Source organism: Phyllobacterium sp. OV277 (assembly GCF_900104355.1).
In the GTDB taxonomy this organism is placed as follows: domain Bacteria; phylum Pseudomonadota; class Alphaproteobacteria; order Rhizobiales; family Rhizobiaceae; genus Phyllobacterium.
The window spans coordinates 244,723-265,560 of record NZ_FNIY01000001.1 but is presented as its reverse complement, the minus strand read 5'-3'; the positions used below and the strand labels follow the sequence as shown (position 1 = coordinate 265,560).

The following is a 20,838-nucleotide window of genomic DNA, read 5'->3' as shown; positions in this document are numbered from 1 at the left end:
CAGTACAGGTTTTGAATCTCAGATCTGTCTGCGTGTGCCGCTTTCGGAGATCGCAGCGATCAATGCGCGCAGGCCGCGGGTTACTATCTTGTCCTGTCGGATAATGAGTGCCAGCTCGCGGTGCAGATTGGGGATGAGCGGGCGCACCGTAAAGGCCCGCCTTTGTTCCGGTTCCCGCACAGCCACTGCGGGAACGATAGCCCAACCAAGTCCGGCTCGGACCAACTCCTTGATTGCTTCCACGCTTCCCAGTGACATGACAGGTTGCAAGGTTATGCCACTCTGCTCAAACCATCGGTCAATGACCCGGCGCGTGTTACCGGAAGATTCAAAGAGAATCAGCGGATTCTTGGCCAGTTCCGCAGCCGTGACCTGCGGCGGCATGACTACACCAGCCGGTGCGATTGCGACGAATTCCTCTCGCAGGATTGATTTAATTTCGAGCATACGACCCGATGCGGGCATGGTCACAAGTGCTACGTCGAGCACATTGTCTTCCACCGCCTTGACCAAATCTATGGTGTTGCCAGTACTGACGGTAATATACAGCGAGGGAAAACCCTGGCGCAGACTGCGCAGGAGCGGCGGCAGCAGGTAGATGCAGGCGGTCGCGCCAGTGCCGAGCCTCACACGCCCGATTGTGTCTGTCGTATATCGGGCCATGGCATCCAAAGCGCCTGAGACTTCCCGGTTAATGCGCCCGGCATGGGCGAGAAGTTCAGTACCGGCAGCTGTTGGGGTGGCTTTGCGACCGATTCGCTCGATCAGGAGAACGCCGAGCCGCTTTTCGAGTTGGCGCACCTGCAGGCTCACGGCCGGTTGGCTGATGTTCAATCGGTCTGCAGCGGCTGAAAAACTGCCGAGTTCGATAACCTCCACGAAGGTTGCAAGTTGATCAAGGCTAAGGGACGACACAAAGATTTCCTTATAATTCGTATAGTCTACCAAAGCTTCTTTTATATTGTGAATGGGATCACAGTGTCATCAGCTTTTTGACCGATGGTCGGTGAAAAGGATGGGCAGGATGCGGTAAAATGGCGGTACAGGTGGGCAGAATCCGCGCGTTGTTGCAGCAGATGAACTGGTATCTGACAGCTGCACCCCAATCACGAATCCATCAACTTGCCGCGTTGCGCGGGCTTGAACCAGACTTGCTTGATGATATCGGCCTGACGCCAGCCGATGTCCTGCGCGGAACCCCGAAGGATAATCTGTTGAATAATCAATTGTTTGAATCAAAGGCCTCGCAGTTTGATTCCGCTGCCTTGCATATACGTGATGCTGATGATCGCGACATGGCAGCAGTTCAATCCATTTATGCCTATCATGTGCTCAATGGTATCGCTTCTTTTGAAGTTGAGGTTCCATCGCTGGATGACATGATGGCGCGCAAGGCAGGCGTTCTCACTGCCGGATTGCCCTATCTGGTGGCCGAGGCGGGCGGGCATATCGTCGGATATAGCTACGCTACACTCTATAGGCCACGCCCTGCCTATCGTTATACGGTGGAGGATTCAGTTTACATCGCCAATGGAATGTCCGGCTGCGGTATAGGGTCGTTGTTGCTGGGTGAATTGATCAGGCGATGCGAGGCAGGCGATTGGCGGCAGATGGTGGCCATAATAGGCAATAGCGGCAATGCAGGTTCGTTGAGACTGCACGAGCGGCTTGGCTTTGAGCCGGTGGGAACATTGCGTTCTGTTGGTTTCAAATTTGGACAGTGGGTGGATACGGTGCTGATGCAAAGAGCGCTGGGGCAGGGTGACGAGATTTCACCCGTCTAGAGAAACCTGCGGGTGGAGTGAACAGCAATAAGCCAGAAGATGAGCGCAGCTACGGCACCTATACTCCCGATCATCACTATGGCTGTGATGTTTCGGATAGCGGCGGCGAGAATAACACCAAGGAGCGCACCACAGACCATGAAGAACAGCGCGGAGCTTCGTTGCCTGGCTTGATCAATGGTCACTGCCAGCAGGGCAGGCAGGAACGCGATGATTGCTATAAGCGGTGCGATGTTGAACCATTGGCTGACATCTGAGAGCTTGGCGATGGATTCTGGTTTGCTGAAAGAATCCCAACCGGCAAGACACAGATAGAACAGGGCGCTGGCGACATAGGATGCGATCAGAAGTCCCGCAAAGAAAAGACTGACACGCGCAATGCGCTTGAGCGGAAATCGCAGGGCTGACGCCGAGGGCCCGTTGTCATTGTGTGGGGATGGGGTCACTTCCATAGTTTGAATCATAATTGATCCGCATAGGCGAGCAAGCTGTCATTCAGCAGTCAATCAATCTCGAAAAAAGCAATGTCATGCCCAGCATCCATACTTTTTGCCTCGGAAAATTCTGTTTGCCATAGCGACAGGATTTTGTCGGGAATGACTTGACGGCGCCAGATTGGTCTCCTAGAGAACGGCACCGGAGATTCATGGACTTGTGTCCTGTCCCCAGTCAATGAGGCCTCGTGGCGGAGTGGTTACGCAGAGGACTGCAAATCCTTGCACCCCGGTTCGATTCCGGGCGAGGCCTCCAATTCTTTCCACAATTAGTTATCTATTTGTTATTGCTTGTATTTTCATGGATGTAGCAACCGGTATCTCTGTCTCATCGATAATGGATGCCATTCGGATACAGTTGGGATTTTACCTTGCCTGTTATTAAATCGCCCACGCCGACGTTGATCCTTATTCTGGTTTGTGTTGTCATTGCGATCGTTACCCGTTTGGGAGACAATCCAGAAGTCACGTCTGAACTTATGATAGCCAGCCAGTCTGACTATAGGTTTCATGATATTATGAATGGCGAAGTGTGGCGTCTGTTCACACCCATCTTTCTACATTTCAGCCCGATGCACCTGATTTTCAATATGTTCTGGCTTTATGATTTGGGCGGCCAGATTGAGCAACGCATTGGATATATCCGGTTTATCATATTAGTTATGATGCTCGCGCTTGTGTCCAACATTACGCAATATTTACTGCAGAACCCCTCTTTTGGCGGGATGTCCGGAGTGGTCTATGGCCTCTTTGGCTACGTATTCATTCGTGTCCGGGCAGAGGGATCAAGCGCTTATTTTATCACGCATAACAACGTTATCATCATGTTTGGTTGGTTTATCTTGTGCTGGACAAATGTTCTTGGACCGGTGGCAAACTGGGCACACACAGGTGGTCTTGTCTTGGGTCTGGCATTGGGTGCCGTCGGTTTTGGTGTCCAACGGCGGCGCCGTTTAAGATAGGTCAGAATTATACGAACTAAATATACCGAGGCAATTAAATGCCACATTGCACGCTTTCATCGCTGCGTTTAGTGAGGGGCGTTTACCTGCACAGAATTCCCATTATTTCACATGCAAGCTCTTCCGTTCCAAAAGCAGCACCCCCAATGCAATAGATTGCGTTTGACTGCCGCGCAGTAATTCATCACCGTCGAGTATCGACGTTTTAACGGATATTCGTTGACATCTAATTGAGTTTGCTTGGGGGCGCGCGCATGTGGAAATTCACTGAGATCGCTGACTGGTGGGATGGCCAAAAGAACGAATCCCAAGGAATAATCGACAAATGGGTGGAGGACTCGCACTACAGTCAAAGCGCGATGATTGTCGGTGCGGGCGCATCCGCTGTGATGACCTTTGGTCAAGGCTTTGTGGACATCCTCAGATTGGGTGATGGTGTCAAGGAAGGCACACTTGGCGGCGTTGGCAAAGATGCACTGCGCGTTGTCGCTATTTTCCCGGTAGGTAAAGCAGCTGAAGCTCTGCAGGCCGTAAAAGGCGCCATTCGCGTGCGTCTCATTGCTGATATCCCGGCCCAGGCGGCGACGGGCGGGTGTTTCTGGGTCGCCTCCGCCAAGGCACTCGCGCAATTAGGTCATAAATTTGAGGGGCGACTTTTTGCCAGTGTTGATGATATTGCTGCCGCCCTGGGATTGAAGATGGGGCACCTGCCAGCCATCGCCGATCTGAAGGTGGGTGTTAGCTTTCTCACCCAACTTGGCGTCAAGGTCAGCCCTTGGAAAAACATTTCAAGTGTTAAGGAATTGGAGCAGTTGGTTCCCCGCGACGGCAGTGTCGTCATGATAGGTGTCAATCTGATCAGAGAAGGAAAAACCGCAGGAGCGCATGCGATCTATGCATACCGCGGCCCATTTGGTGAGATACTTTACATCGACCGAACTGTCGGCGCGGGTAGGTTGAGGGCTTACCGCAGTCTTGAAAGTCTCGCCAAAGAATTTGGTGGCGAAATGTTCGCCCCTCGTGAGGCAGTTGTTTTATACAATATGTATGTCAGGGCAGTGGGCCATGAAGCAGCAAGACTGGTTATACAAGTGCTGGGATTCGTTGCCTCCGAGGAGAATAATAGCTGACGGACAACGTGGTCTCGCATTTGAAATGACATCCCTTAACGTTATCGCATAGTTTTGTACGGCAAATTCAAAGGACTAACATAAGTACCATGAACGTTCATAACGGATGTTTGTGCAACTGGGCTCGGGGTACTGGTACAAATTCCCAGTGCGGACCTACGGCCAGAAAACACTTGCCAGTCAAACCCAACCTAAGCAGATGGCTTCAGTCCGCTGTGGGTCTATGGCCTGCCAGGTGTATCAGGGCGGGTTAGTGGGCTTGCAGCCTATGATTGGCTGCGAGAAATTGTTTTCCAGATGCGGTCACTACGATTTGCGTTGTCCTTGAGTGTGACGCGGAGCGGTCGATGAAACCGCGATCAATCGCATCTTCCCAAATTGTCAGCCGGGGGCAGGAAGTTTTCCATGCGTCCATCGCATCTGCATACTGTCGCGGTTCCCGGGCCACCCATTCAACCAGATCAAGTATCAGGCTGTCATTGTTGTTTTCCATCGTGATTCCTCCCGTAAGAAGCATTGCATTTCGGCACCGCACGGCAGAGTTCGTCATTCTAGTACTTCATCCGTGAAACAAAAGCGGGGCTTCCGTCACATCCGGAGAGCTTCTGTATGGGTTGGCTGCTTCACAAAATTAAACCGCAATTTGACATAGGGTAGGGCGCGCAGGATCAGATCAATTGGGAATTCGATTATGTTTGGCGGAGCAAAATATGCACTTCTCTTGTGTTTTCTCGTGCTGAACAGCCCTGCAAATGCATCGCAGGGCGGTTTGGCTCTTGTGTATCGCGGGCCTGCCGGATGTGATGATTGTTCTTCTGCAATCGCCGACGCCTTAAAGAACAGTACCTTTCATTTTGACGTTCAGTTTATCGGCCCGAATGAAAAGTTGAAGTTGGAACCATCCAGTTTCATCGGGGCTTCATTGTATGTCCAACCCGGCGGTGGACAGGATATTGAAGGGGCGAGAAAAAGCCTTGGAAAAGCTGGCATCCAGTCTGTCAGGGATTTCGTATCCAAAGGCGGGCGGTATCTGGGAATTTGCATGGGCGCGTATCTCGCCACGGATCTGGGTTTTCATATTGTGGAAGGTGAAACCGATTCCGAGGTTGGAAGACCGGGGTTTCCAGTTTCCGATATCGGTGATTACGTGGTGCCCATTAAATGGAAGGGTTCTCAGTTATGGACATACTACCAGGATGGCCCATATCTTCCAAAAAATGATGCGAATTCAGGCTTTCTGGCACTTGCGCACTACCAGAACGGGGATGTGGCAGCCGCACGCTACTCTTATGGCAAAGGCAGTGCAACGCTGATCGGGCCTCATCCCGAAGCACCTCAGGATTGGTACGATAATTACGGCTTGCACAACCCGGACGGAGTAAACTCGAAACTGATCCAAGGATTGCTCGATGCGACTATGGCTGACTAAGGTCTCATACCATTGCTGCCGCGTTATCCGTTGCCTGAATGGTCTATCAAGCTGATCTATCCCCCGCATTGCCATCAATCGACAATTGTCAGAACCTATCTGGATTTTTGCCAAAGCTATCGCCCGAACATTATTCAGGCTTGCGAAATAGGTGTTGTGTCGTGAGAGGAAGGCGGCGCTGTCTTTAGGGAAGATTGAGATTGAAGCGATAATGAAGCCCTGTCCGATCGCCATGCTAAAGAGCATTGAATGATGAAAAGTGCAAAATAGGCAAATATGCTTAAAAATATACACATTACTAAGACCGCGGAAAAGCCAAGCCCTTTATAAGTCTCAATCCCATAAAGCCATGCAGCCAGAACGCTCACAAAAAGCAGGCTATAAAGGTGTGACGCTTCAATTGAGATAGCTATGACCTTGCGCAAGAGCCATCCGAAGAAGGCCGCGAGCGTCGCCAGCATCAAAATGAAACCCATGGACGGGACAATAATTAACGCTAGTGTCCATATAGTATCCAAGACTATCGCCTGTGCCCGCCTTGAGGGCCCCCTCTGCCAGAGCCGGTGCTGCTGCCCTTGCCAGGGCCGGTACCGCTTCCCTTGCCGGGGCCAACGTTATTCCCCTTGCCGGGGTTCATGCTGCTGGCCTTGCCACTCGGCTTACTCCCGTGGCCACGAGGTCCACCGAAACTAAACCCGAATCGCGCGGCTTCAGCGCTGCTGACGAGCACGACACTCGAAGCGGCAATGACAGACAATGCGATGATGAGGATTTTCCTCATATAGTGTTACCGTTTCTAATCCCGGATTTGGTCGCTCAAACGAAATTAGAAGCTGCTGTTTGTCAATTCAATTGATATTAATACGGATAAAATAAAGCCCGCGCGGCCAATAATGTTGACCGCGCGGGTTATATGTCTGCCGGATTACTGCGGGAATGCGCCCGGAATAGCCTCTGCAGGCATGCTCGGTTCAACATTGATACCCGGCTGGGCGTCGCTCGCGGACTTGTTTTTAGCCAAGGCTTCACGAAGCAACTGCCATTCGCGCTCATGGCGCTGGTAGACTTCCTGTGGAACGGTCTTGATCGTCATTCTGTGACTCCGAATTGAACTGCCGGACGTGGTAGCGATCAAAATAGGCAAGAGTTCTGCAGTTCAAATCAACAATTGCGACGGTCTATTACAAAAATCATTGTGGCGGCGAAGATTTTAATTTCAATTTTAAACAAGTGTTCCGCTGTCAATAATACTGGACTGCAAAACACACAGTAAAATCGATTAAAATATTGGTATTGTTCGTTTTATTTCAATTTTGTTCACTGTCCGAGAGGGCCGCGCGTATTTTAACCTCGTCGGAATCATTGAACGCTGCGAATATATCGTTACCGATCAGGGTGTGAATTTCGCGCAAGTAAGTCGTTGCGGCCGTGGTTTGACCAAGGGCAAGGTATGAGCGCGCAATGGAGAGCGATGCCAGTGGCTGCTTATGGCCAAGACACCAGTCACGCGCCATCTGCGATATGGCGATGCTTTCGTCAAAACGATCTGCGTCAAAGAGAGCCGCACCAAATCCGCTCTTGATCCAGAAATTGATATCTGTCTGCGGTAAATGTTCATCCGCAATGCGCGAAGCCTTTTCCCAATGCTTGACCGCAAGCAAATGGTTGCCGGTGGCGCCGAGGCGAATTGCCTCATTTGCCTGATCGAAAGCCTGCCGTTCTGTGGGATTCATCGAGTCAGCCATTTTTACCGTATCGGAGCATTAACGGCGACGGCACTGACGTTACAGTGCTGAACCAGACCCGGAATTAGCTGGACCGGCGTTCCGAATAGCGGCGATATACACCTCTGCCGGCGTTTTTTGCAATGTAGAGCGCGGCATCACCGCACCAAAGCAGGCTTTCCGGTGTCTGGCCGTCACGCGGGGCAAGTGCGGCACCGATTGTCGCCGTTATTCGGATGGGGGCGTCTCCACCCAGATCGTAGGGCTGAGAGATCGATCCGATGATCCTGTCGGCAACGCGGGCGGTCTCTTCTGCCGTTACCTGAACGAGCACAATGGCGAACTCGTCGCCGCCCAGACGGTAAACCACATCGTTCTTGCGCAAACAGGACTGCAACCGGTCTGCTACCAGTCGCAGAAGATTATCACCGTCGCTGCGGCCATACTGTTCGTTGATGGTCTTGAAGCTGTCAATATCGATACAAAGAACGGCAAATTCTATGCGGTCAACGAAGTCACTTTCGCCGTAAGATGCGCAAAGACTATCCAGATGTTCTTCAAGCGCATCCCTGTCGGCCAGTCCGGTGAGTTCGTCGTGACTGACGGGAAAATCGCCCAGTCCTTTGAAATCAATCATTTACGCCTAATTCCTATTACCGCTTACCGATTCCTTTTGCCTGCGTATGACAATGGCAGGTGCGTGCTGTCAGTTCAATCACAGAATTGAGTACATGCGTGAGCGGAAAACAATAGCAAGGTAAATAAAAGCAGCTTCAGTGCGTTTTACTTTACCACGGATTTTCAACCAGTTCGACGCCTGTTTTTGTTATACTTTAAGATGTGTCGCATTCAGTTAGTCGCGCAATTACGCTGCTCATATCAATTCACAATGACGTTAGACGCGGTACCAGATGTTTCGAATCTCAAAATTTATCGCTGTTACGGGTCACCAAAGAATCAATCGCAAGACGATGACCCCCGGCGTTCCGTCCCCTGAAAAACGCGACAAGAGTTGCACAAAGATTACGGCTCGCGAGAAATGGTTGATATTCGTGAAAAATGACAGCTATGTCATCTCGTCAGGGCAGACATTGATTGACGATGGCTTAATTTTTTGCCACATCCTGTCCTAAATTATTGCTTCTGCTGTAATCATCCGGCGGAGGCCTGTTACGCGCTTGCAAGCGCTCTGTGTTGCAAGTGCCTTGCCAGGAAAGCTTGTGGACCATGACGCTGAACTTTGAAGATCTTCGCATCAAGATGGTCGACAATCAGTTGCGTACGACTGATGTGACCGACAAACCACTGCTTCAGGCGTTCCTTGATGTCCCCCGCGAAAAATTTGTACCGGCCGCGCGTGTGCCTCTGGCTTACATTGACGAGGATGTGCTTGTGGCTGCGGCTACTGCGGAATCAGGCCCACGTTATCTGATGCAACCTTCGCCATTCGCCAAGCTTGTACAATTGGCAAATGTGCAGCCTGACGATGTCGTGCTCGATATTGGTTGTGCAACTGGTTACTCGGCTGGTGTGCTTTCGCGAATCGCCGGGTCAGTCATTGCGCTCGAAAACGATCAGAGCCTTGCACAGCAGGCAACCACGACGCTGGCGGAACTTGGTTATGACAATGTGGTTGTGGTTAGCGCGCCGTTGCAAAATGGCTACGCTTCAGAAGCACCTTACGACGTGATTTTGTTTGAGGGTGGTATTGATCATGTTCCTGGTCCATTATTCGACCAGCTGAAGGATGGGGGACGTCTTGTCGCCGTTGAGGGCGCGGGCAATTCTGCCAAGGCCATGATCTACGTCAAGAATGATGGAGTTGTGTCCGGTCGTCCTGCTTTCAACTCTGCCGTGAAGCTGCTTCCCGGTTTTGAGAAAGTGCCTGAGTTCGAGTTTTAACTGTCGCGCATGAGACAAAAGTGCAACGGTTGACCACTTTGTTCGGATATCGAAAAATGTGTCTGTGGTCCATCTTGCAAATTGAAAGCTAATGAACGACATGTGGTCGAACCAGTCGGTTCGGTCTGGGGTTTACAGATTTTAGAGAATGAAGGGGTTTATGGTGTTCATAGCGGGTAAGCGAGTACTCACCGCGGCGCTGCTGTCGGCGACGGTCTTGACATCTACGCCTTCACTGGCAGAAACGATCCTTGGCGCCATGGCCAAGGCATATGGCAACAATTCGACGCTTAATGCTGATCGTGCCGGTGTGCGCGTGACGGATGAGGGTGTTGCCGTTGCCAAATCCGGTTATCGTCCGACAATTTCAGCCACAGCGAATTTGACCGCTGCTGCGCGCCGGAATGATGGCAGCAGCACCAATGATTCCACCAGTGGAACATATGGTATTTCGGTCAACCAGACGTTGTTTGACGGATTTCAAACACAGAACAAAGTAGCTTCTTCCAAGACGCAGGTTTTGGCTGCTCGCGAGAATCTGCGGAACAACACTCAGAATCTGCTTTTCAGTGCTGCACAGGCCTACATGGACGTGTATCTGGCACGTCAGATCGTTGTTCTGCGGCAAAAGAACCTTGAATTCCTTGATGAGCAGCTGCGTGCTGCCAAGGCTCGGTTTGATGTTGGTGAAGGCACGCGAACAGACGTTGCGCAGGCTGACGCGGAGAAAGCGGCGGCTATCGCCACGCTTAACGTAGCGCGTTCAGATGCAAAGACCGCCGAAGCGACATATATTCAGATTGTTGGCGCTTCGCCGACTGGCCTCAAGTCGGCAAGTATTGCGTCGAAGAACTTGCCCAAGTCCATGGATTCGGCTTTTGCCATTGCAGCTAACGATCACCCAGCGATTTTGGCGACGCAGTATGCACTTGACGCAGCTGGCTATGACGTAAAATCCAACGAAGGTGCTTTGCTGCCGCAAGTTGGGTTGAGCGGTAGCGTGAACCGCAATGATTTTTACACGGGCGGCACGCCGGGCTCGTCAAATGATTACACCACGGCATCGGCAGGCATCACGCTGACCATTCCGATCTACAGCGGTGGTCGCACGCCAGCACTGGTTCGTCAGGCCAAGGAAACTGCGGCCCAGCGCCGGATTGAAGTTGATGTACAGCGGGATACGGTGCGTCAGGCGATTGCCAAGTCCTGGTCGCAGCTTGAAGCCGCCAAGGCATCCATTGTTGCGCAGAAGACCGTTATCTCCGCCGCACAGCTCGCCTTGAACGGTGTGATTGAAGAACGCAAGGTTGGCCAGCGCACGACATTCGACGTATTGCAGCAGCAGGCTCAGGTTCTTTCCGGACAGATCGCTTTGGCGCAAGCTGAACGTGACAGCGTCGTCACAAGTTATGCTGTACTTCTGGCCGTTGGACGGCTTTCGCCGGAACGGATCGGGCTGCAAGTGGCTCAATACAAGCCGGAAGAGCATTACGAAGCCGTCAAGGACAAGTGGTTCGGACTGCGGACGCCAGACGGCCGTTAGGCTTTTGGGTCCATTCATTCGAGATTATTCAGATGCCGCCGGTCAACTTCCGGCGGCATTTGCGTTTGTGGATTGAGATATCAGGTTTTTCGCGATGGCCAGAAAAGTCTGTGGGTTAGACCGGATTGTCGGCCCGAGGGATTCTCAAAGACAATGTAAGCCTCTACACTGAATGCAGATTCGTTGCTTGGCAGCGAAACAAGATGTAGTAGGCGAGAGTATCATGGCACAATCATCCAGCGTGGCGCGCGAACCTTCTATGGAAGAGATTCTCGCCTCGATCCGTCGCATCATCGAAGAGAGTGATACGACGCGCACGGATGATGTTGTGCCTACACCCGTTAATTCAGATGTCCCTGTTCAGACCGCTGCAATGCAGGTGCAGCCTCAGTCCTATGATCTAGCCGACGAAGAGGTGGAATTGCCGCCACGCGAAGGCATTGCCGTTTCGCATCCGGCCCCGCAATCCTTTGAGGCACCGCTGAGCCGGCCATTCTCGCCGCTTCAGTCGAAACTCGTTGAACGCGAAGCTACCGTAACGGAATCAGTCGTGCAGCCTGAAGTTCTGGAGACACCCGTCATTCCCGAAACGTCTGTGCATGAGCCAATGGACTATCATGGGCATGAGGCAGAGACCTTTGAAGTACCGGAAGCGATTATCGAAACCCCTGTCGTCGCGCCTGTACCCTACGAGGAGCCTGCCATTGAACCGGAGCAGATCAAGGCGGAAGAGCAGACGTTTACTCCGGAGCCCGTTGAAGCCGTCTCTGATGCATCAGAGGCAACCATAGGTGACGAAGTGTCTTTGGATCTGGAGCGTGCATTGGAGCCGATCCTGTCTGAAGCGACGGAACGTCAGGTCAGTGCCGCTTTCGGTGATCTTTCCTTTGCGGTGCAGAACGAGCAGCGGCGTTCTTTTGACGAGATCGCACAGGAAATCATGCGGCCCTTGCTGCAGGACTGGCTGGATAACAATCTGCCAAATCTCGTCGAGCGTCTTGTACGTGAGGAAATTGAGCGCGTGGCGCGTGGCGCCAAACGCTAATATGGATCCGGACTACATTCTCCCAACAATCGCGAGAGCGTATATAATCGCGCTCCGCAGACTCCGCGTCCGCTTGTGGCTATAGCTTGCGAGACGGCATTCGCCTTGATGTAAGCGCAATGTGCGATACGATGATACTCACGGAGTTCTTCTACCCGCGAGTCAAAGCCATTCCGACGACATTCGCCAGTTATCATTGACTTATGTCCAGCCATTCGGTTTACACCGTAGCTAATCCTTTTCCGCAAAAATGACGGACTATTCGCATGCTTGAGAAGACCTATGACGCCGGGGCTATAGAGCCGAAGATCGCAGAACGCTGGGATGAAGCTGGAGCATTCAAGGCTGGAGCTGGTTCAAAGCCCGGCGCTGATCCTTTCTCGATTGTTATTCCTCCGCCCAATGTGACCGGCTCGCTGCATATGGGCCACGCGCTGAACAATACGATTCAGGATATTCTTGTCCGCTTCGAGCGTATGCGCGGCAAGAATGTGCTGTGGCAGCCGGGTTTGGATCACGCAGGTATCGCGACACAGATGGTGGTCGAGCGCCAGTTGATGGAACGCCAGCAGCCGGGCCGCCGTGCCATGGGCCGCGAAAAATTCATCGAGCGGGTCTGGGAATGGAAGTCGGAATCCGGCGGCATTATCGTCGATCAGCTGAAGCGCCTTGGCGCATCCTGTGACTGGTCGCGTGAACGTTTCACCATGGATGAGGGGCTTTCGAAGGCCGTTCTTGAAGTCTTTGTCACCCTCTACAAGCAGGGGCTGATCTACAAGGACAAGCGTCTGGTCAACTGGGACCCGAAATTGCTGACAACGATCTCCGACATCGAAGTCGAGCAGCGTGAGCTTAAAGGCCATCTGTGGCATTTTCGTTATCCGCTTGAGAATGTCGCATTCGATCCGGAAAATCCGCACACCTATATTGTGGTTGCCACGACTCGTCCGGAAACCATGCTTGGTGATACGGGCGTTGCGGTTAACCCAAAAGACGAACGCTATCACGCGGTTCTGGACAATAATGTTGTTCTGCCGCTGGTTGGCCGCCTGATTCCTATCGTTGCTGATAATTACGCCGATCCGGAAGCCGGATCAGGTGCAGTCAAGATCACGCCTGCCCATGATTTCAATGATGCGGAGGTTGGCAAGCGTAACGATCTGCGCGTCATCAATATCCTGAACATGGATGCATCGATCTTCCTGAAGGATAACAACGACTTCCTCGAAGGATTGGAGAAATCGAGTCATCTCGATCAACTGATCCATGCCCTTGATGGCAAGGACCGTTTTGCAGCGCGCAAGCTGATCGTCACCATGATGGAAGAGGGCGGCTATCTCGAGAAGATCGACGATCATACGCACATGGTCCCGCATGGCGATCGCGGCGGCGTGCCGATTGAGCCTTATCTGACCGATCAGTGGTATGTGAATGCCGGTGAACTCGCCAAGCCTGCTATTGCCAGTGTCCGCGAAGGGCGCACAAACTTTGTGCCCAAAAATTGGGAAAAGACCTATTTTGACTGGATGGAGAATATCCAGCCCTGGACAATTTCCCGTCAGCTCTGGTGGGGGCACCAGATTCCGGCGTGGTATGGTCCAGATGGTCAGGTTTTTGTCGAAAAAACCGAAGAAGAGGCCTTGAGCGCTGCTGTTCAGCATTATCTTGCGCATGAAGGGCCGATGAAGGCCTATGTGCAGAACCTGCTTGAAGACTTCAAGCCGGGCGAACTTCTCACCCGTGATGAGGACGTGCTCGATACGTGGTTCTCGTCGGCTCTGTGGCCGTTCTCCACATTGGGCTGGCCTGATAAGACGCCCGAGCTTGCCATGTACTACAAGACCGATGTGGTCGTGACAGGCTTTGACATCATCTTCTTCTGGGTGGCCCGGATGATGATGATGGGCTTGCACTTCATGGATGAAGAGCCATTCCACACGATCTACATGCATGCGCTTGTTCGCGACAAGAACGGTGCGAAGATGTCGAAGTCGAAAGGCAACATCATCGACCCGCTGGAACTGATCGAGGAATACGGGGCTGACGCGCTGCGTTTCACGCTTGCGATCATGGCGGCACAGGGGCGCGATGTGAAGCTCGACCCGAGCCGTATTGCCGGATACCGCAATTTCGGAACAAAACTCTGGAATTCCACGCGCTTTGCCGAGATGAACGGCGTGGCACGCAATCCGGCATTTCGCCCCGAGAATGCCAAGCTGACGGTCAATCGCTGGATTTTGACAGAACTCACCAATGCGGTGCGCGACGTTACCGATGGCATTACCAGCTATCGCTTCAACGAAGCGGCTGGCGCTGCCTACCGTTTCGTCTGGAATCAGTTCTGCGACTGGTACATTGAACTGCTGAAGCCGGTATTCAACGGCGAAGATGCGGAAGCCAAGGCCGAAGCGCAGGTCTGCGCTGCCTATGTTCTCGATGAAATCTACAAGCTGCTGCATCCGTTCATGCCTTTCATGACGGAAGAGTTGTGGGCGCATACCGCAGGCGAGGGGCAGGTGCGTGATACCTTGCTTTGCCATGCGGGCTGGCCGGAGCCGGATTTCCTCGATGCCGAAGCCGCAGCCGATATCAACTGGCTGATTGATCTTGTGACAGGTATCCGCTCGGTGCGGGCTGAAATGAATGTTCCGGCATCCGCAACAGCTCCGCTCGTTGTCGTTGGAACCAGTGATGCCACCAAGGAGCGATTGGTGCGCCATGAGGCATCGATCAAATGGCGCGCCCGCGTTGAAACGATCAATCTGGCTGATGAGGCGCCAAAGGGTTCGGCTCAGTTTGTTATCGGCGAAGCGACCGCCTGCCTGCCACTGGGCAGCCTGATCGATGTGAAGGCTGAGGTTGCTCGCCTTGGCAAGGAAGCCGGTAAAATCAACGAGGAAATCGGTAAGATCGAGAAGAAGCTTGGCAATGAGAAGTTTGTCGCCAATGCCAAGCCCGAGATTGTCGAAGCCGAACGCGAGCGCCTCATCGAATTGCAAGCATCGATTGAGAAGATCGAAGTCGCCATTCGCCGTGTAAGCGAGGCAAGTTGAGCAAACTAGCCATTTCTGGCTAATTGATTCTCAATTTAATTGAATTAATCTGCGCTCCCCTTGAATAGGTGGGGAGCGCATCCTACTTTCGACAGTTATCCGCCCCAATTCGGTCATTTTTGAGCGCCGTTGCATTTGAGCAACATTGACGCTTTCTGGCTGAAAACGGCCCGTTTCTGGCTTCAATGCGGGGTTGTGCATTGCGAAATTCTAAAAAACATGGGTGAAAATACACGAAAGCTCCACGTTTTTGAATTTCATGCCTCCGACCATCGAAAACCTCCTGTTTTAAACAAGTTGCAGGATTCGCGCGCTTTGTTACCTATTACGTATTGGTAACAATTTTGCTGAACTGTGATCGCGCGTTCAGAAGTTTTCAGGTCTCGGGGAGGACTTAATGACTAAGACTATTTCCACAATCATCGGCGGCGCGCTTCTTTTGACAAGTGTTGCTACCGCTGCTCAGGCCGGGGGCCTTGAGCGCGGTGGTTACAACTGGGATCTCCTCTTCAGTGAAGAGCGTTTTGCGACCGAAGGTGGCGTGATCTACGTTATGCCTGATCGCAAGATCAAGAATGCGAAGGATACTGATCCGCGCGATGGCAACAACAATAACAAAAGCAAGTCCGCAAACGAAACGCCTGACTATTCGGTTTATAAGTTTGGCGCGAAGGTTGGCATTACACCCGATCTGGATTGCTTGGGCACCTATAGCCAGCCATGGGGCGTTCACACCAACCCAGGCAACAATTGGGCCGGCGTCAATCAGAACATCGAAACCAAGGTCAAGAGCGAAGACTGGGGTCTGACATGTTCCTACAAATTCAACGTCGGTGAAAAAGGCGACTTCCGCATTATCGGTGGTGTCTCCTATCAGGAAGTTTCCGGTTTCAAGGAACGTCAGGTTCATCCCGGCTTCCCAGGTCGTTTCGATGGCACAGGCCGTCTTGATCTTGAAGGCAACGGTGTTGGCTGGCGCATTGGCGCTGCCTACGAAATTCCAGAGATCGCGTTGCGCGCCAGCCTGATTTACAACTCAGAAGTTGATCTGGGTACGGTAACCGGGACGCTTGATCTGACGCAGTCGCCGCTGGCGCCCGGCATTGGTGGCCGGATCACCAATGTTTACGGCACTGCAACCATGCCACAGTCGGTCGAATTCAAGCTGCAGAGCGGTTTCGCACCGGGCTGGCTGGCCTATGGTTCGGTCAAATGGGTTGACTGGAGTGTTCTCAACGTCATCGCTTTCTGCCCCACTGCCACGCAGGGAAAAATTGCCTGCGGACCAGCTTCGCCAGCACGTGCGACGTCGCTTGATCTGATGTTCCAGGACGGCTGGACAGTTACTGGTGGTGTCGGTCACAAGTTTAACGACCAGTGGAGCGGCCAGCTGCAGGTTAGCTGGGATCGTGGCACATCAACAGGCCTGACAACTCAGACCGATACCTATCTGCTTTCCGGTGGTGTTGCCTATTCGCCCAACAAGAACGTTGAAATTCGTTTGGGCGGTGCAATCGGCATGCTGACATCAGGTTCCTACGGCCCAACGGCTTGCCCGAATGCGGCAAAGAAATGCGGTACAGATGCTACTTATGACTTTGGCGACGACCTTGTCACCGCGGTCTCGCTCTCGGGCAAGTTGAAGTTCTAATCAATCTGAGATTGAACAGAAAAGCCCGGTATTCGTACCGGGCTTTTTAGTATTTGGCCCTTGGTTTGTTGTGCAGTGCGATGCACGTCGTCCTAAAAGTAAGAAATTCTCCATTACGTTTTGTGACGATTCAGCAACACTTCTGAGCGATGATTTGCAAGGCGGAGGCAAGGGGCAATTTTGCCCATTTTGCGCCACAAACCCGGAGCAACTCGATAGGGCGGCGACCGATAAGTGGTTGAAGATATATCGTGCAATGGTGCCGATATCCCGCACGGGGCAATGATGGACGCAAAACCGATCCCTCTGGCTTATACAGATAGCCGTTACGCGATGTCGGAACTGACGCGCACCCCGTACGATTCCATTGTTTCATGCATATCAGATTCAAATGTAACCGGCCGTACTATTGCCGGAATGCGGTCAAACGATCGCTGGAATGATGTGCAATATTTCTCGATAACAGCACCGGCAGCGCGAACAGCACTGACTGGTACAAATTGGAAGGCAAGCCGCACAACAGCGGGCGTCGCCATATATCAGGTCCTGACGAGATGTGCTGAGCGCGGCGATGCTGCGACGCACGCGTTCCGGACAAGGGAAGTGCACTGTCATGTTCATCATTGATCGTTTCGCAGCCCCCATGTTTGGGATTGGCCTTGCATTGAGTGTCATGACGCTGCCGTGCCATGCCTTTGATGCAGGTAAGGAGATGAACGAGGATTCAAGCCCCTTCGATCTCTTCAAGTTCGGATTTTCTGCCTACAAGAATGGCCACAAGGACGAGGCTGTTAAAGCACTACGGTTTGCTGCGGAAAAGGGTCATCAGGGCGCAAACTGGAAGCTTGCCCGCATGTATGCGGAAGGTGATGGCGTCAAGGAAGACGACTATGAAGCCTACAAGATGTTCGAGCAGGTCATTCATGAAGGCGCCGATCAGGGCACAGAGAATGAGAGCTACGTTGCGGATGCGCTCGTTGCACTTGCCGGTTATGTAAAGCGCGGCATTCCGAACTCTCCAATTCGCTCCAATCCCGGCGCAGCGCGCGATCTCTATCTGCAGGCCGCATCGAATTTCGGCGACCCCGCTGCCCAGTTCGAACTCGGCAAGATGCTAATGAAGGGCGAGGGTGGTCAACCCAACCCCAATCAGGCAGCGCGCTGGTTCCGTCTTTCCGCCCAGAAGGGCCATGCGGGCGCGCAGGCCATGCTCGGCAACCTCCTGTTTCAGGCTGGCAAGACCGTGCGCGGGCTGGCCATGATGACCGCTGCTTTCGAGCGGGCTTCCAAACAGGATCGTGTCTGGATCGGCGATATTCAGGAACAAGCGTTTTCCATCGCTGATGAAGCGGACCGGCGCACAGCCATCGTTTTGGCCGAAGATATCATCAAAACCGGCGACTTCTGAGCTGCCTCTGTTCGCTTAGAACAGACCCAATCAAATCAGGGAAATTGCAACAGGGACGTGATCGGAAGGCTTTTCCCAGGCGCGGACGTGCTTTTCAATGCTTGCGGATTCGAGCCGGTTGGCCGCCTCAGGCGATAGCATCAGATGATCGATACGGATGCCATTGTTCTTTTGCCAGGCGCCAGCCTGATAATCCCAGAACGTATAGATGCCAGCCTCATCGGTGACCGAACGGATAGCATCCGTGAAACCGAGATTTTCCAGACGGCGAAATGCCTGACGCGTTTCCGGTTGAAACAGGGCATCATTAACCCATGCTTCGGGATGCTTGGCGTCCTTTGGTTCGGCGATGACATTGTAGTCACCCGCAAGCACCAGTGGCTCTTCCAGCGCGAGCCGGCTTTCGGCCCAACGCTCAAGGCGCGCCATCCAGCGCAGCTTGTAGGGGAATTTTTCCGTATCAATGGGATTGCCGTTGGGCAGATACAGTGAAACGACGCGGATAGCGCCGGTTTCTGTCGAGAATACCGCCTCGATGAAGCGCGACTGCTCATCGGTATCATCACCGGGCAGACCGCGCGTTACCTCGTCAGGCGTCTTCTTTGACAGGATGGCAACGCCATTGAAGCCCTTCTGTCCGTGGGTTTCGATGTGATAGCCCAGCGCTTCGATCTCGGCACGCGGAAAGAGTTCGTCGACGGATTTGATTTCCTGCAGGCAGACGATGTCAGGATTGGACTCCTGCAACCAGGCAATCAGGACTTCGATCCGCGCTTTCACGCCATTGATGTTCCAGGTGACAATTTTCATGGGAAACAACGACTTTGCTGGGTTTTTGATTGCATGGAGATCGATATTGATCGTGAGCGGAAAGATACGCGCCCGCCCGCCAGCGGGTCAAGCGGCGAGGTGGCAAGTATGAGCCGTGCTGCACATATTCCTGACACACAGCGCAAAAACAAAAAGCCGCCCATAAGGCGGCTTTTATCGAACGGCAGAAATGGCTGCTTATACGGAAAAGCTGGTTCCGCAGCCGCAGGACGAGGTCGCATTGGGATTGCGGATCTGGAAAGACTGCCCCATCAGATCATCGACAAAATCGATCTCGGAGCCGCCAATATAGGGCAGAGAGATCGAATCGATCAAAACCTTGGCGCCCAGCTTTTCGATAACGATGTCATCGGCGTCCTGTGCATCGACGAGATCATATTTATAGGAAAAGCCCGAGCAACCGCCGCCTTCGACGGAAATGCGCAGGGCTGTCTTGTCAGGATCGGATTTCAGAATTGCCGAAATGCGCTTTGCAGCGGCATCGGATACGGAAACATTCATTGCATCACTCATTTCATCACGCTCCAAATGCGAACAAGTTCGCCGCGCTCCGGCTTAAGTTGACATTGTCATGTCACACCTTGCCATTCATCATACACCATAGCTAAGAATTGGCGACCGCGAAGTCAACGACCACAGTGGTTGCAAAGTGAAAGGCATTCAATTCAATCATGTCGATGCAGGGAATTGGCTTCGGATACAGGGAGAGGGCATCCTATGCCTGCGATCCACAGCAAAGCCGTGGCAGGCTCTTTCCGGAAAATGAAAGTCCGACGCGCACGGTCTTTCAGCGGGACCGGGATCGCATTATCCATTCCACGGCTTTCCGGCGGCTGAAGCACAAGACACAGGTTTTTATTGCCCATGAGGGTGATCATTACCGCACCCGTCTGACCCACACGATTGAAGTCGCCCAAATTGCCCGGGCTTTGGCACGGTCGATGCGGCTTGACGAAGATCTGGCTGAGGCCATCGCTCTCGTTCACGATTTTGGTCATACACCGTTCGGGCATACGGGCGAAGATGCGCTGAATGAGCGGATGATGGATTTCGGCGGCTTTGATCACAATGCTCAGTCATTGCGCATCGTCACCAATCTGGAAAAGCGTTATGCCGAATTTGATGGGCTCAATCTGACATGGGAGACGCTTGAGGGGTTGGTGAAGCACAATGGCCCGCTCACTGATGCGGATGGCAGGGGGCTCAAACATCCCGTTCCTGCGGCCATTGTCGAATATAACAGCCAATATGACCTCGAACTTGGCCGCTATGCTTCCCTTGAAGCGCAGTGTGCGGCCATTGCCGATGATATTGCCTATAATGCGCACGACATTGACGACGGTCTGCGCTCCGGGCTTTTGTCACTGGATGCCCTTGAGGATGTGCCTTTGACTGGTGATATTTTGCGCGGGGTGCGGGAGAAATATCCTGTTTTGGATGAGGTTCGGACTGCGCACGAGATTGTCCGGCGGCAGATCACAATCATGGTCGAGGACGTTATCCGGACTGCTCAATCCAATATTGACGCGCTCCAGCCGCAAACTGTTGATGATATCCACAATGCAGGGCGTATGCTGATCGGGTTTTCTGGCGCCATGCGTGAGAAGGAAAAATTGCTCAAGGCATTCCTGTACAAGAACCTTTACTTTCACGAGAGTGTTGTGCGCATTCGAAAATCCGCTGACAAAATTGTGAGAGATTTGTTTGATGCCTATATGGCCGACGAGCAGACCATGCCGGAAGGCTGGCGCGATGGGCAGAAACAGGACGGTTTGGCGGCCCGCGCACGGCTTGTTGCCGATTTTCTGGCTGGCATGACCGACACCTATGCTGTGCGCGAGCACCGCCGCTTGTTTGACCACACGCCCGAATTGGCTTAAGC

At 52.8% G+C, this 20,838-nt stretch carries 20 protein-coding genes and 1 tRNA gene; 12 read left to right on the top strand and 9 right to left on the bottom strand.

The window, feature by feature from the left end; translation table 11 throughout:
- Positions 1–18: 18 nt before the first annotated feature.
- Positions 19–915 carry a LysR family transcriptional regulator gene (locus BLU05_RS01400; protein ID WP_091877262.1) on the bottom strand — a complete coding sequence of 299 codons (897 nt, stop codon included), beginning with the start codon at positions 913–915 and terminating at the stop codon, positions 19–21.
- 119 nt (positions 916–1,034) lie between these two features.
- Here BLU05_RS01400 and BLU05_RS01395 point away from each other — a divergent pair, with 119 nt between their 5' ends.
- Positions 1,035–1,784, top strand: a complete 750-nt coding sequence (locus tag BLU05_RS01395; RefSeq protein ID WP_348271750.1) for a GNAT family N-acetyltransferase — start codon at positions 1,035–1,037, stop codon at positions 1,782–1,784.
- On the opposite strand, the gene BLU05_RS01390 is transcribed toward BLU05_RS01395, so the two are convergent.
- Positions 1,781–2,248, bottom strand: coding sequence for a hypothetical protein (locus tag BLU05_RS01390; protein ID WP_139210368.1), 468 nt, complete (start codon positions 2,246–2,248; stop codon positions 1,781–1,783). The two genes, BLU05_RS01395 and BLU05_RS01390, sit on opposite strands and share 4 nt — an antisense overlap.
- Before the next feature lie 212 nt (positions 2,249–2,460).
- On the opposite strand from BLU05_RS01390, the gene BLU05_RS01385 reads away from it, so the two are divergent.
- From BLU05_RS01385 to BLU05_RS01375, 3 genes are all read left to right on the top strand, one after another.
- Positions 2,461–2,534, top strand: a tRNA-Cys gene (locus tag BLU05_RS01385).
- 115 nt (positions 2,535–2,649) lie between these two features.
- Complete coding sequence (locus BLU05_RS01380; protein ID WP_175540497.1) at positions 2,650–3,240, top strand: rhomboid family intramembrane serine protease; 591 nt, start codon at positions 2,650–2,652, stop codon at positions 3,238–3,240.
- A 254-nt stretch (positions 3,241–3,494) separates the two neighbouring features.
- Positions 3,495–4,370, top strand: a complete 876-nt coding sequence (locus BLU05_RS01375) for a hypothetical protein (RefSeq protein ID WP_091877256.1) — start codon at positions 3,495–3,497, stop codon at positions 4,368–4,370.
- Positions 4,371–4,620: 250 nt separating this feature from the next.
- On the opposite strand, the gene BLU05_RS01370 is transcribed toward BLU05_RS01375, so the two are convergent.
- Positions 4,621–4,863: a hypothetical protein gene (locus BLU05_RS01370; protein WP_091877254.1), complete on the bottom strand. Its 243-nt coding sequence runs from the start codon at positions 4,861–4,863 to the stop codon at positions 4,621–4,623.
- 198 nt (positions 4,864–5,061) lie between these two features.
- On the opposite strand from BLU05_RS01370, the gene BLU05_RS01365 reads away from it, so the two are divergent.
- Positions 5,062–5,799, top strand: a complete 738-nt coding sequence (locus BLU05_RS01365; protein WP_091877252.1) for a BPL-N domain-containing protein — start codon at positions 5,062–5,064, stop codon at positions 5,797–5,799.
- Between the two features lie 925 nt (positions 5,800–6,724).
- Here BLU05_RS01365 and BLU05_RS26085 read toward each other — a convergent pair.
- The 3 genes from BLU05_RS26085 to BLU05_RS01345 form a co-directional block, all read right to left on the bottom strand.
- A complete protein-coding gene (locus BLU05_RS26085; protein WP_175540496.1) occupies positions 6,725–6,892 on the bottom strand; it encodes a hypothetical protein in 168 nt (55 codons plus the stop codon).
- A gap of 214 nt (positions 6,893–7,106) precedes the next feature.
- Positions 7,107–7,532: a hypothetical protein gene (locus BLU05_RS01350; protein ID WP_139210366.1), complete on the bottom strand. Its 426-nt coding sequence runs from the start codon at positions 7,530–7,532 to the stop codon at positions 7,107–7,109.
- A 76-nt stretch (positions 7,533–7,608) separates the two neighbouring features.
- Complete coding sequence (locus BLU05_RS01345; protein ID WP_091877245.1) at positions 7,609–8,160, bottom strand: GGDEF domain-containing protein; 552 nt, start codon at positions 8,158–8,160, stop codon at positions 7,609–7,611.
- Between the two features lie 590 nt (positions 8,161–8,750).
- On the opposite strand from BLU05_RS01345, the gene BLU05_RS01340 reads away from it, so the two are divergent.
- The 5 genes from BLU05_RS01340 (at position 8,751) to BLU05_RS01320 (ending at position 16,717) form a co-directional block, all read left to right on the top strand.
- The gene (locus BLU05_RS01340) at positions 8,751–9,425 is read left to right on the top strand and encodes a protein-L-isoaspartate O-methyltransferase family protein (protein ID WP_091877243.1); all 675 of its coding nucleotides are present in this window, start codon (positions 8,751–8,753) and stop codon (positions 9,423–9,425) included.
- Positions 9,426–9,573: 148 nt separating this feature from the next.
- Positions 9,574–10,968, top strand: a complete 1,395-nt coding sequence (locus BLU05_RS01335; protein ID WP_091877240.1) for a TolC family outer membrane protein — start codon at positions 9,574–9,576, stop codon at positions 10,966–10,968.
- Positions 10,969–11,191: 223 nt separating this feature from the next.
- Positions 11,192–12,013: a PopZ family protein gene (locus BLU05_RS01330; protein ID WP_175540495.1), complete on the top strand. Its 822-nt coding sequence runs from the start codon at positions 11,192–11,194 to the stop codon at positions 12,011–12,013.
- Between the two features lie 266 nt (positions 12,014–12,279).
- Entirely contained in the window at positions 12,280–15,066 is a 2,787-nt protein-coding gene (locus BLU05_RS01325) for a valine--tRNA ligase (protein ID WP_091877236.1), read from the top strand.
- A gap of 397 nt (positions 15,067–15,463) precedes the next feature.
- Positions 15,464–16,717, top strand: a complete 1,254-nt coding sequence (locus BLU05_RS01320) for an OmpP1/FadL family transporter (RefSeq protein ID WP_091877234.1) — start codon at positions 15,464–15,466, stop codon at positions 16,715–16,717.
- A gap of 326 nt (positions 16,718–17,043) precedes the next feature.
- Here the strand turns inward: BLU05_RS01320 and BLU05_RS01315 are convergent, their stop codons facing one another.
- Positions 17,044–17,253, bottom strand: a complete 210-nt coding sequence (locus BLU05_RS01315) for a hypothetical protein (protein WP_091877232.1) — start codon at positions 17,251–17,253, stop codon at positions 17,044–17,046.
- A 137-nt stretch (positions 17,254–17,390) separates the two neighbouring features.
- On the opposite strand from BLU05_RS01315, the gene BLU05_RS01310 reads away from it, so the two are divergent.
- The gene (locus BLU05_RS01310; protein ID WP_227988138.1) at positions 17,391–18,125 is read left to right on the top strand and encodes a tetratricopeptide repeat protein; all 735 of its coding nucleotides are present in this window, start codon (positions 17,391–17,393) and stop codon (positions 18,123–18,125) included.
- A 30-nt stretch (positions 18,126–18,155) separates the two neighbouring features.
- Here BLU05_RS01310 and xth read toward each other — a convergent pair whose 3' ends face one another.
- Both xth and erpA read right to left on the bottom strand, forming a co-directional pair.
- The gene (xth, locus tag BLU05_RS01305) at positions 18,156–18,935 is read right to left on the bottom strand and encodes an exodeoxyribonuclease III (protein WP_091877228.1); all 780 of its coding nucleotides are present in this window, start codon (positions 18,933–18,935) and stop codon (positions 18,156–18,158) included.
- A gap of 198 nt (positions 18,936–19,133) precedes the next feature.
- The gene (erpA, locus tag BLU05_RS01300) at positions 19,134–19,469 is read right to left on the bottom strand and encodes an iron-sulfur cluster insertion protein ErpA (RefSeq protein ID WP_162700314.1); all 336 of its coding nucleotides are present in this window, start codon (positions 19,467–19,469) and stop codon (positions 19,134–19,136) included.
- A gap of 158 nt (positions 19,470–19,627) precedes the next feature.
- Between erpA and BLU05_RS01295 the strand changes: the two genes are divergently transcribed.
- Positions 19,628–20,836 carry a deoxyguanosinetriphosphate triphosphohydrolase gene (locus BLU05_RS01295; protein WP_091877226.1) on the top strand — a complete coding sequence of 403 codons (1,209 nt, stop codon included), beginning with the start codon at positions 19,628–19,630 and terminating at the stop codon, positions 20,834–20,836.
- Positions 20,837–20,838: the final 2 nt, after the last annotated feature.

What these genes read in the sequence shown, in the direction of transcription:
- BLU05_RS01295 (WP_091877226.1), top strand. Translation starts at nt 19,628, where the DNA reads ATGTCGATGCAGGGAATTGGCTTCGGATACAGGGAGAGGGCATCCTAT.
- BLU05_RS01375 (WP_091877256.1), top strand. Translation starts at nt 3,495, where the DNA reads ATGTGGAAATTCACTGAGATCGCTGACTGGTGGGATGGCCAAAAGAAC.
- BLU05_RS01340 (WP_091877243.1), top strand. Translation starts at nt 8,751, where the DNA reads ATGACGCTGAACTTTGAAGATCTTCGCATCAAGATGGTCGACAATCAG.
- BLU05_RS01315 (WP_091877232.1), bottom strand. Translation starts at nt 17,253, where the DNA reads ATGGCGACGCCCGCTGTTGTGCGGCTTGCCTTCCAATTTGTACCAGTC.
- BLU05_RS01310 (WP_227988138.1), top strand. Translation starts at nt 17,391, where the DNA reads ATGACGCTGCCGTGCCATGCCTTTGATGCAGGTAAGGAGATGAACGAG.
- BLU05_RS01350 (WP_139210366.1), bottom strand. Translation starts at nt 7,532, where the DNA reads ATGAATCCCACAGAACGGCAGGCTTTCGATCAGGCAAATGAGGCAATT.
- BLU05_RS01330 (WP_175540495.1), top strand. Translation starts at nt 11,192, where the DNA reads ATGGCACAATCATCCAGCGTGGCGCGCGAACCTTCTATGGAAGAGATT.
- xth (WP_091877228.1), bottom strand. Translation starts at nt 18,935, where the DNA reads ATGAAAATTGTCACCTGGAACATCAATGGCGTGAAAGCGCGGATCGAA.
- BLU05_RS01335 (WP_091877240.1), top strand. Translation starts at nt 9,574, where the DNA reads ATGAAGGGGTTTATGGTGTTCATAGCGGGTAAGCGAGTACTCACCGCG.
- BLU05_RS01320 (WP_091877234.1), top strand. Translation starts at nt 15,464, where the DNA reads ATGACTAAGACTATTTCCACAATCATCGGCGGCGCGCTTCTTTTGACA.
- BLU05_RS01345 (WP_091877245.1), bottom strand. Translation starts at nt 8,160, where the DNA reads ATGATTGATTTCAAAGGACTGGGCGATTTTCCCGTCAGTCACGACGAA.
- BLU05_RS01390 (WP_139210368.1), bottom strand. Translation starts at nt 2,248, where the DNA reads ATGATTCAAACTATGGAAGTGACCCCATCCCCACACAATGACAACGGG.
- BLU05_RS01365 (WP_091877252.1), top strand. Translation starts at nt 5,062, where the DNA reads ATGTTTGGCGGAGCAAAATATGCACTTCTCTTGTGTTTTCTCGTGCTG.
- BLU05_RS26085 (WP_175540496.1), bottom strand. Translation starts at nt 6,892, where the DNA reads ATGACGATCAAGACCGTTCCACAGGAAGTCTACCAGCGCCATGAGCGC.
- BLU05_RS01325 (WP_091877236.1), top strand. Translation starts at nt 12,280, where the DNA reads ATGCTTGAGAAGACCTATGACGCCGGGGCTATAGAGCCGAAGATCGCA.
- BLU05_RS01370 (WP_091877254.1), bottom strand. Translation starts at nt 4,863, where the DNA reads ATGGAAAACAACAATGACAGCCTGATACTTGATCTGGTTGAATGGGTG.
- erpA (WP_162700314.1), bottom strand. Translation starts at nt 19,469, where the DNA reads ATGAGTGATGCAATGAATGTTTCCGTATCCGATGCCGCTGCAAAGCGC.
- BLU05_RS01395 (WP_348271750.1), top strand. Translation starts at nt 1,035, where the DNA reads ATGGCGGTACAGGTGGGCAGAATCCGCGCGTTGTTGCAGCAGATGAAC.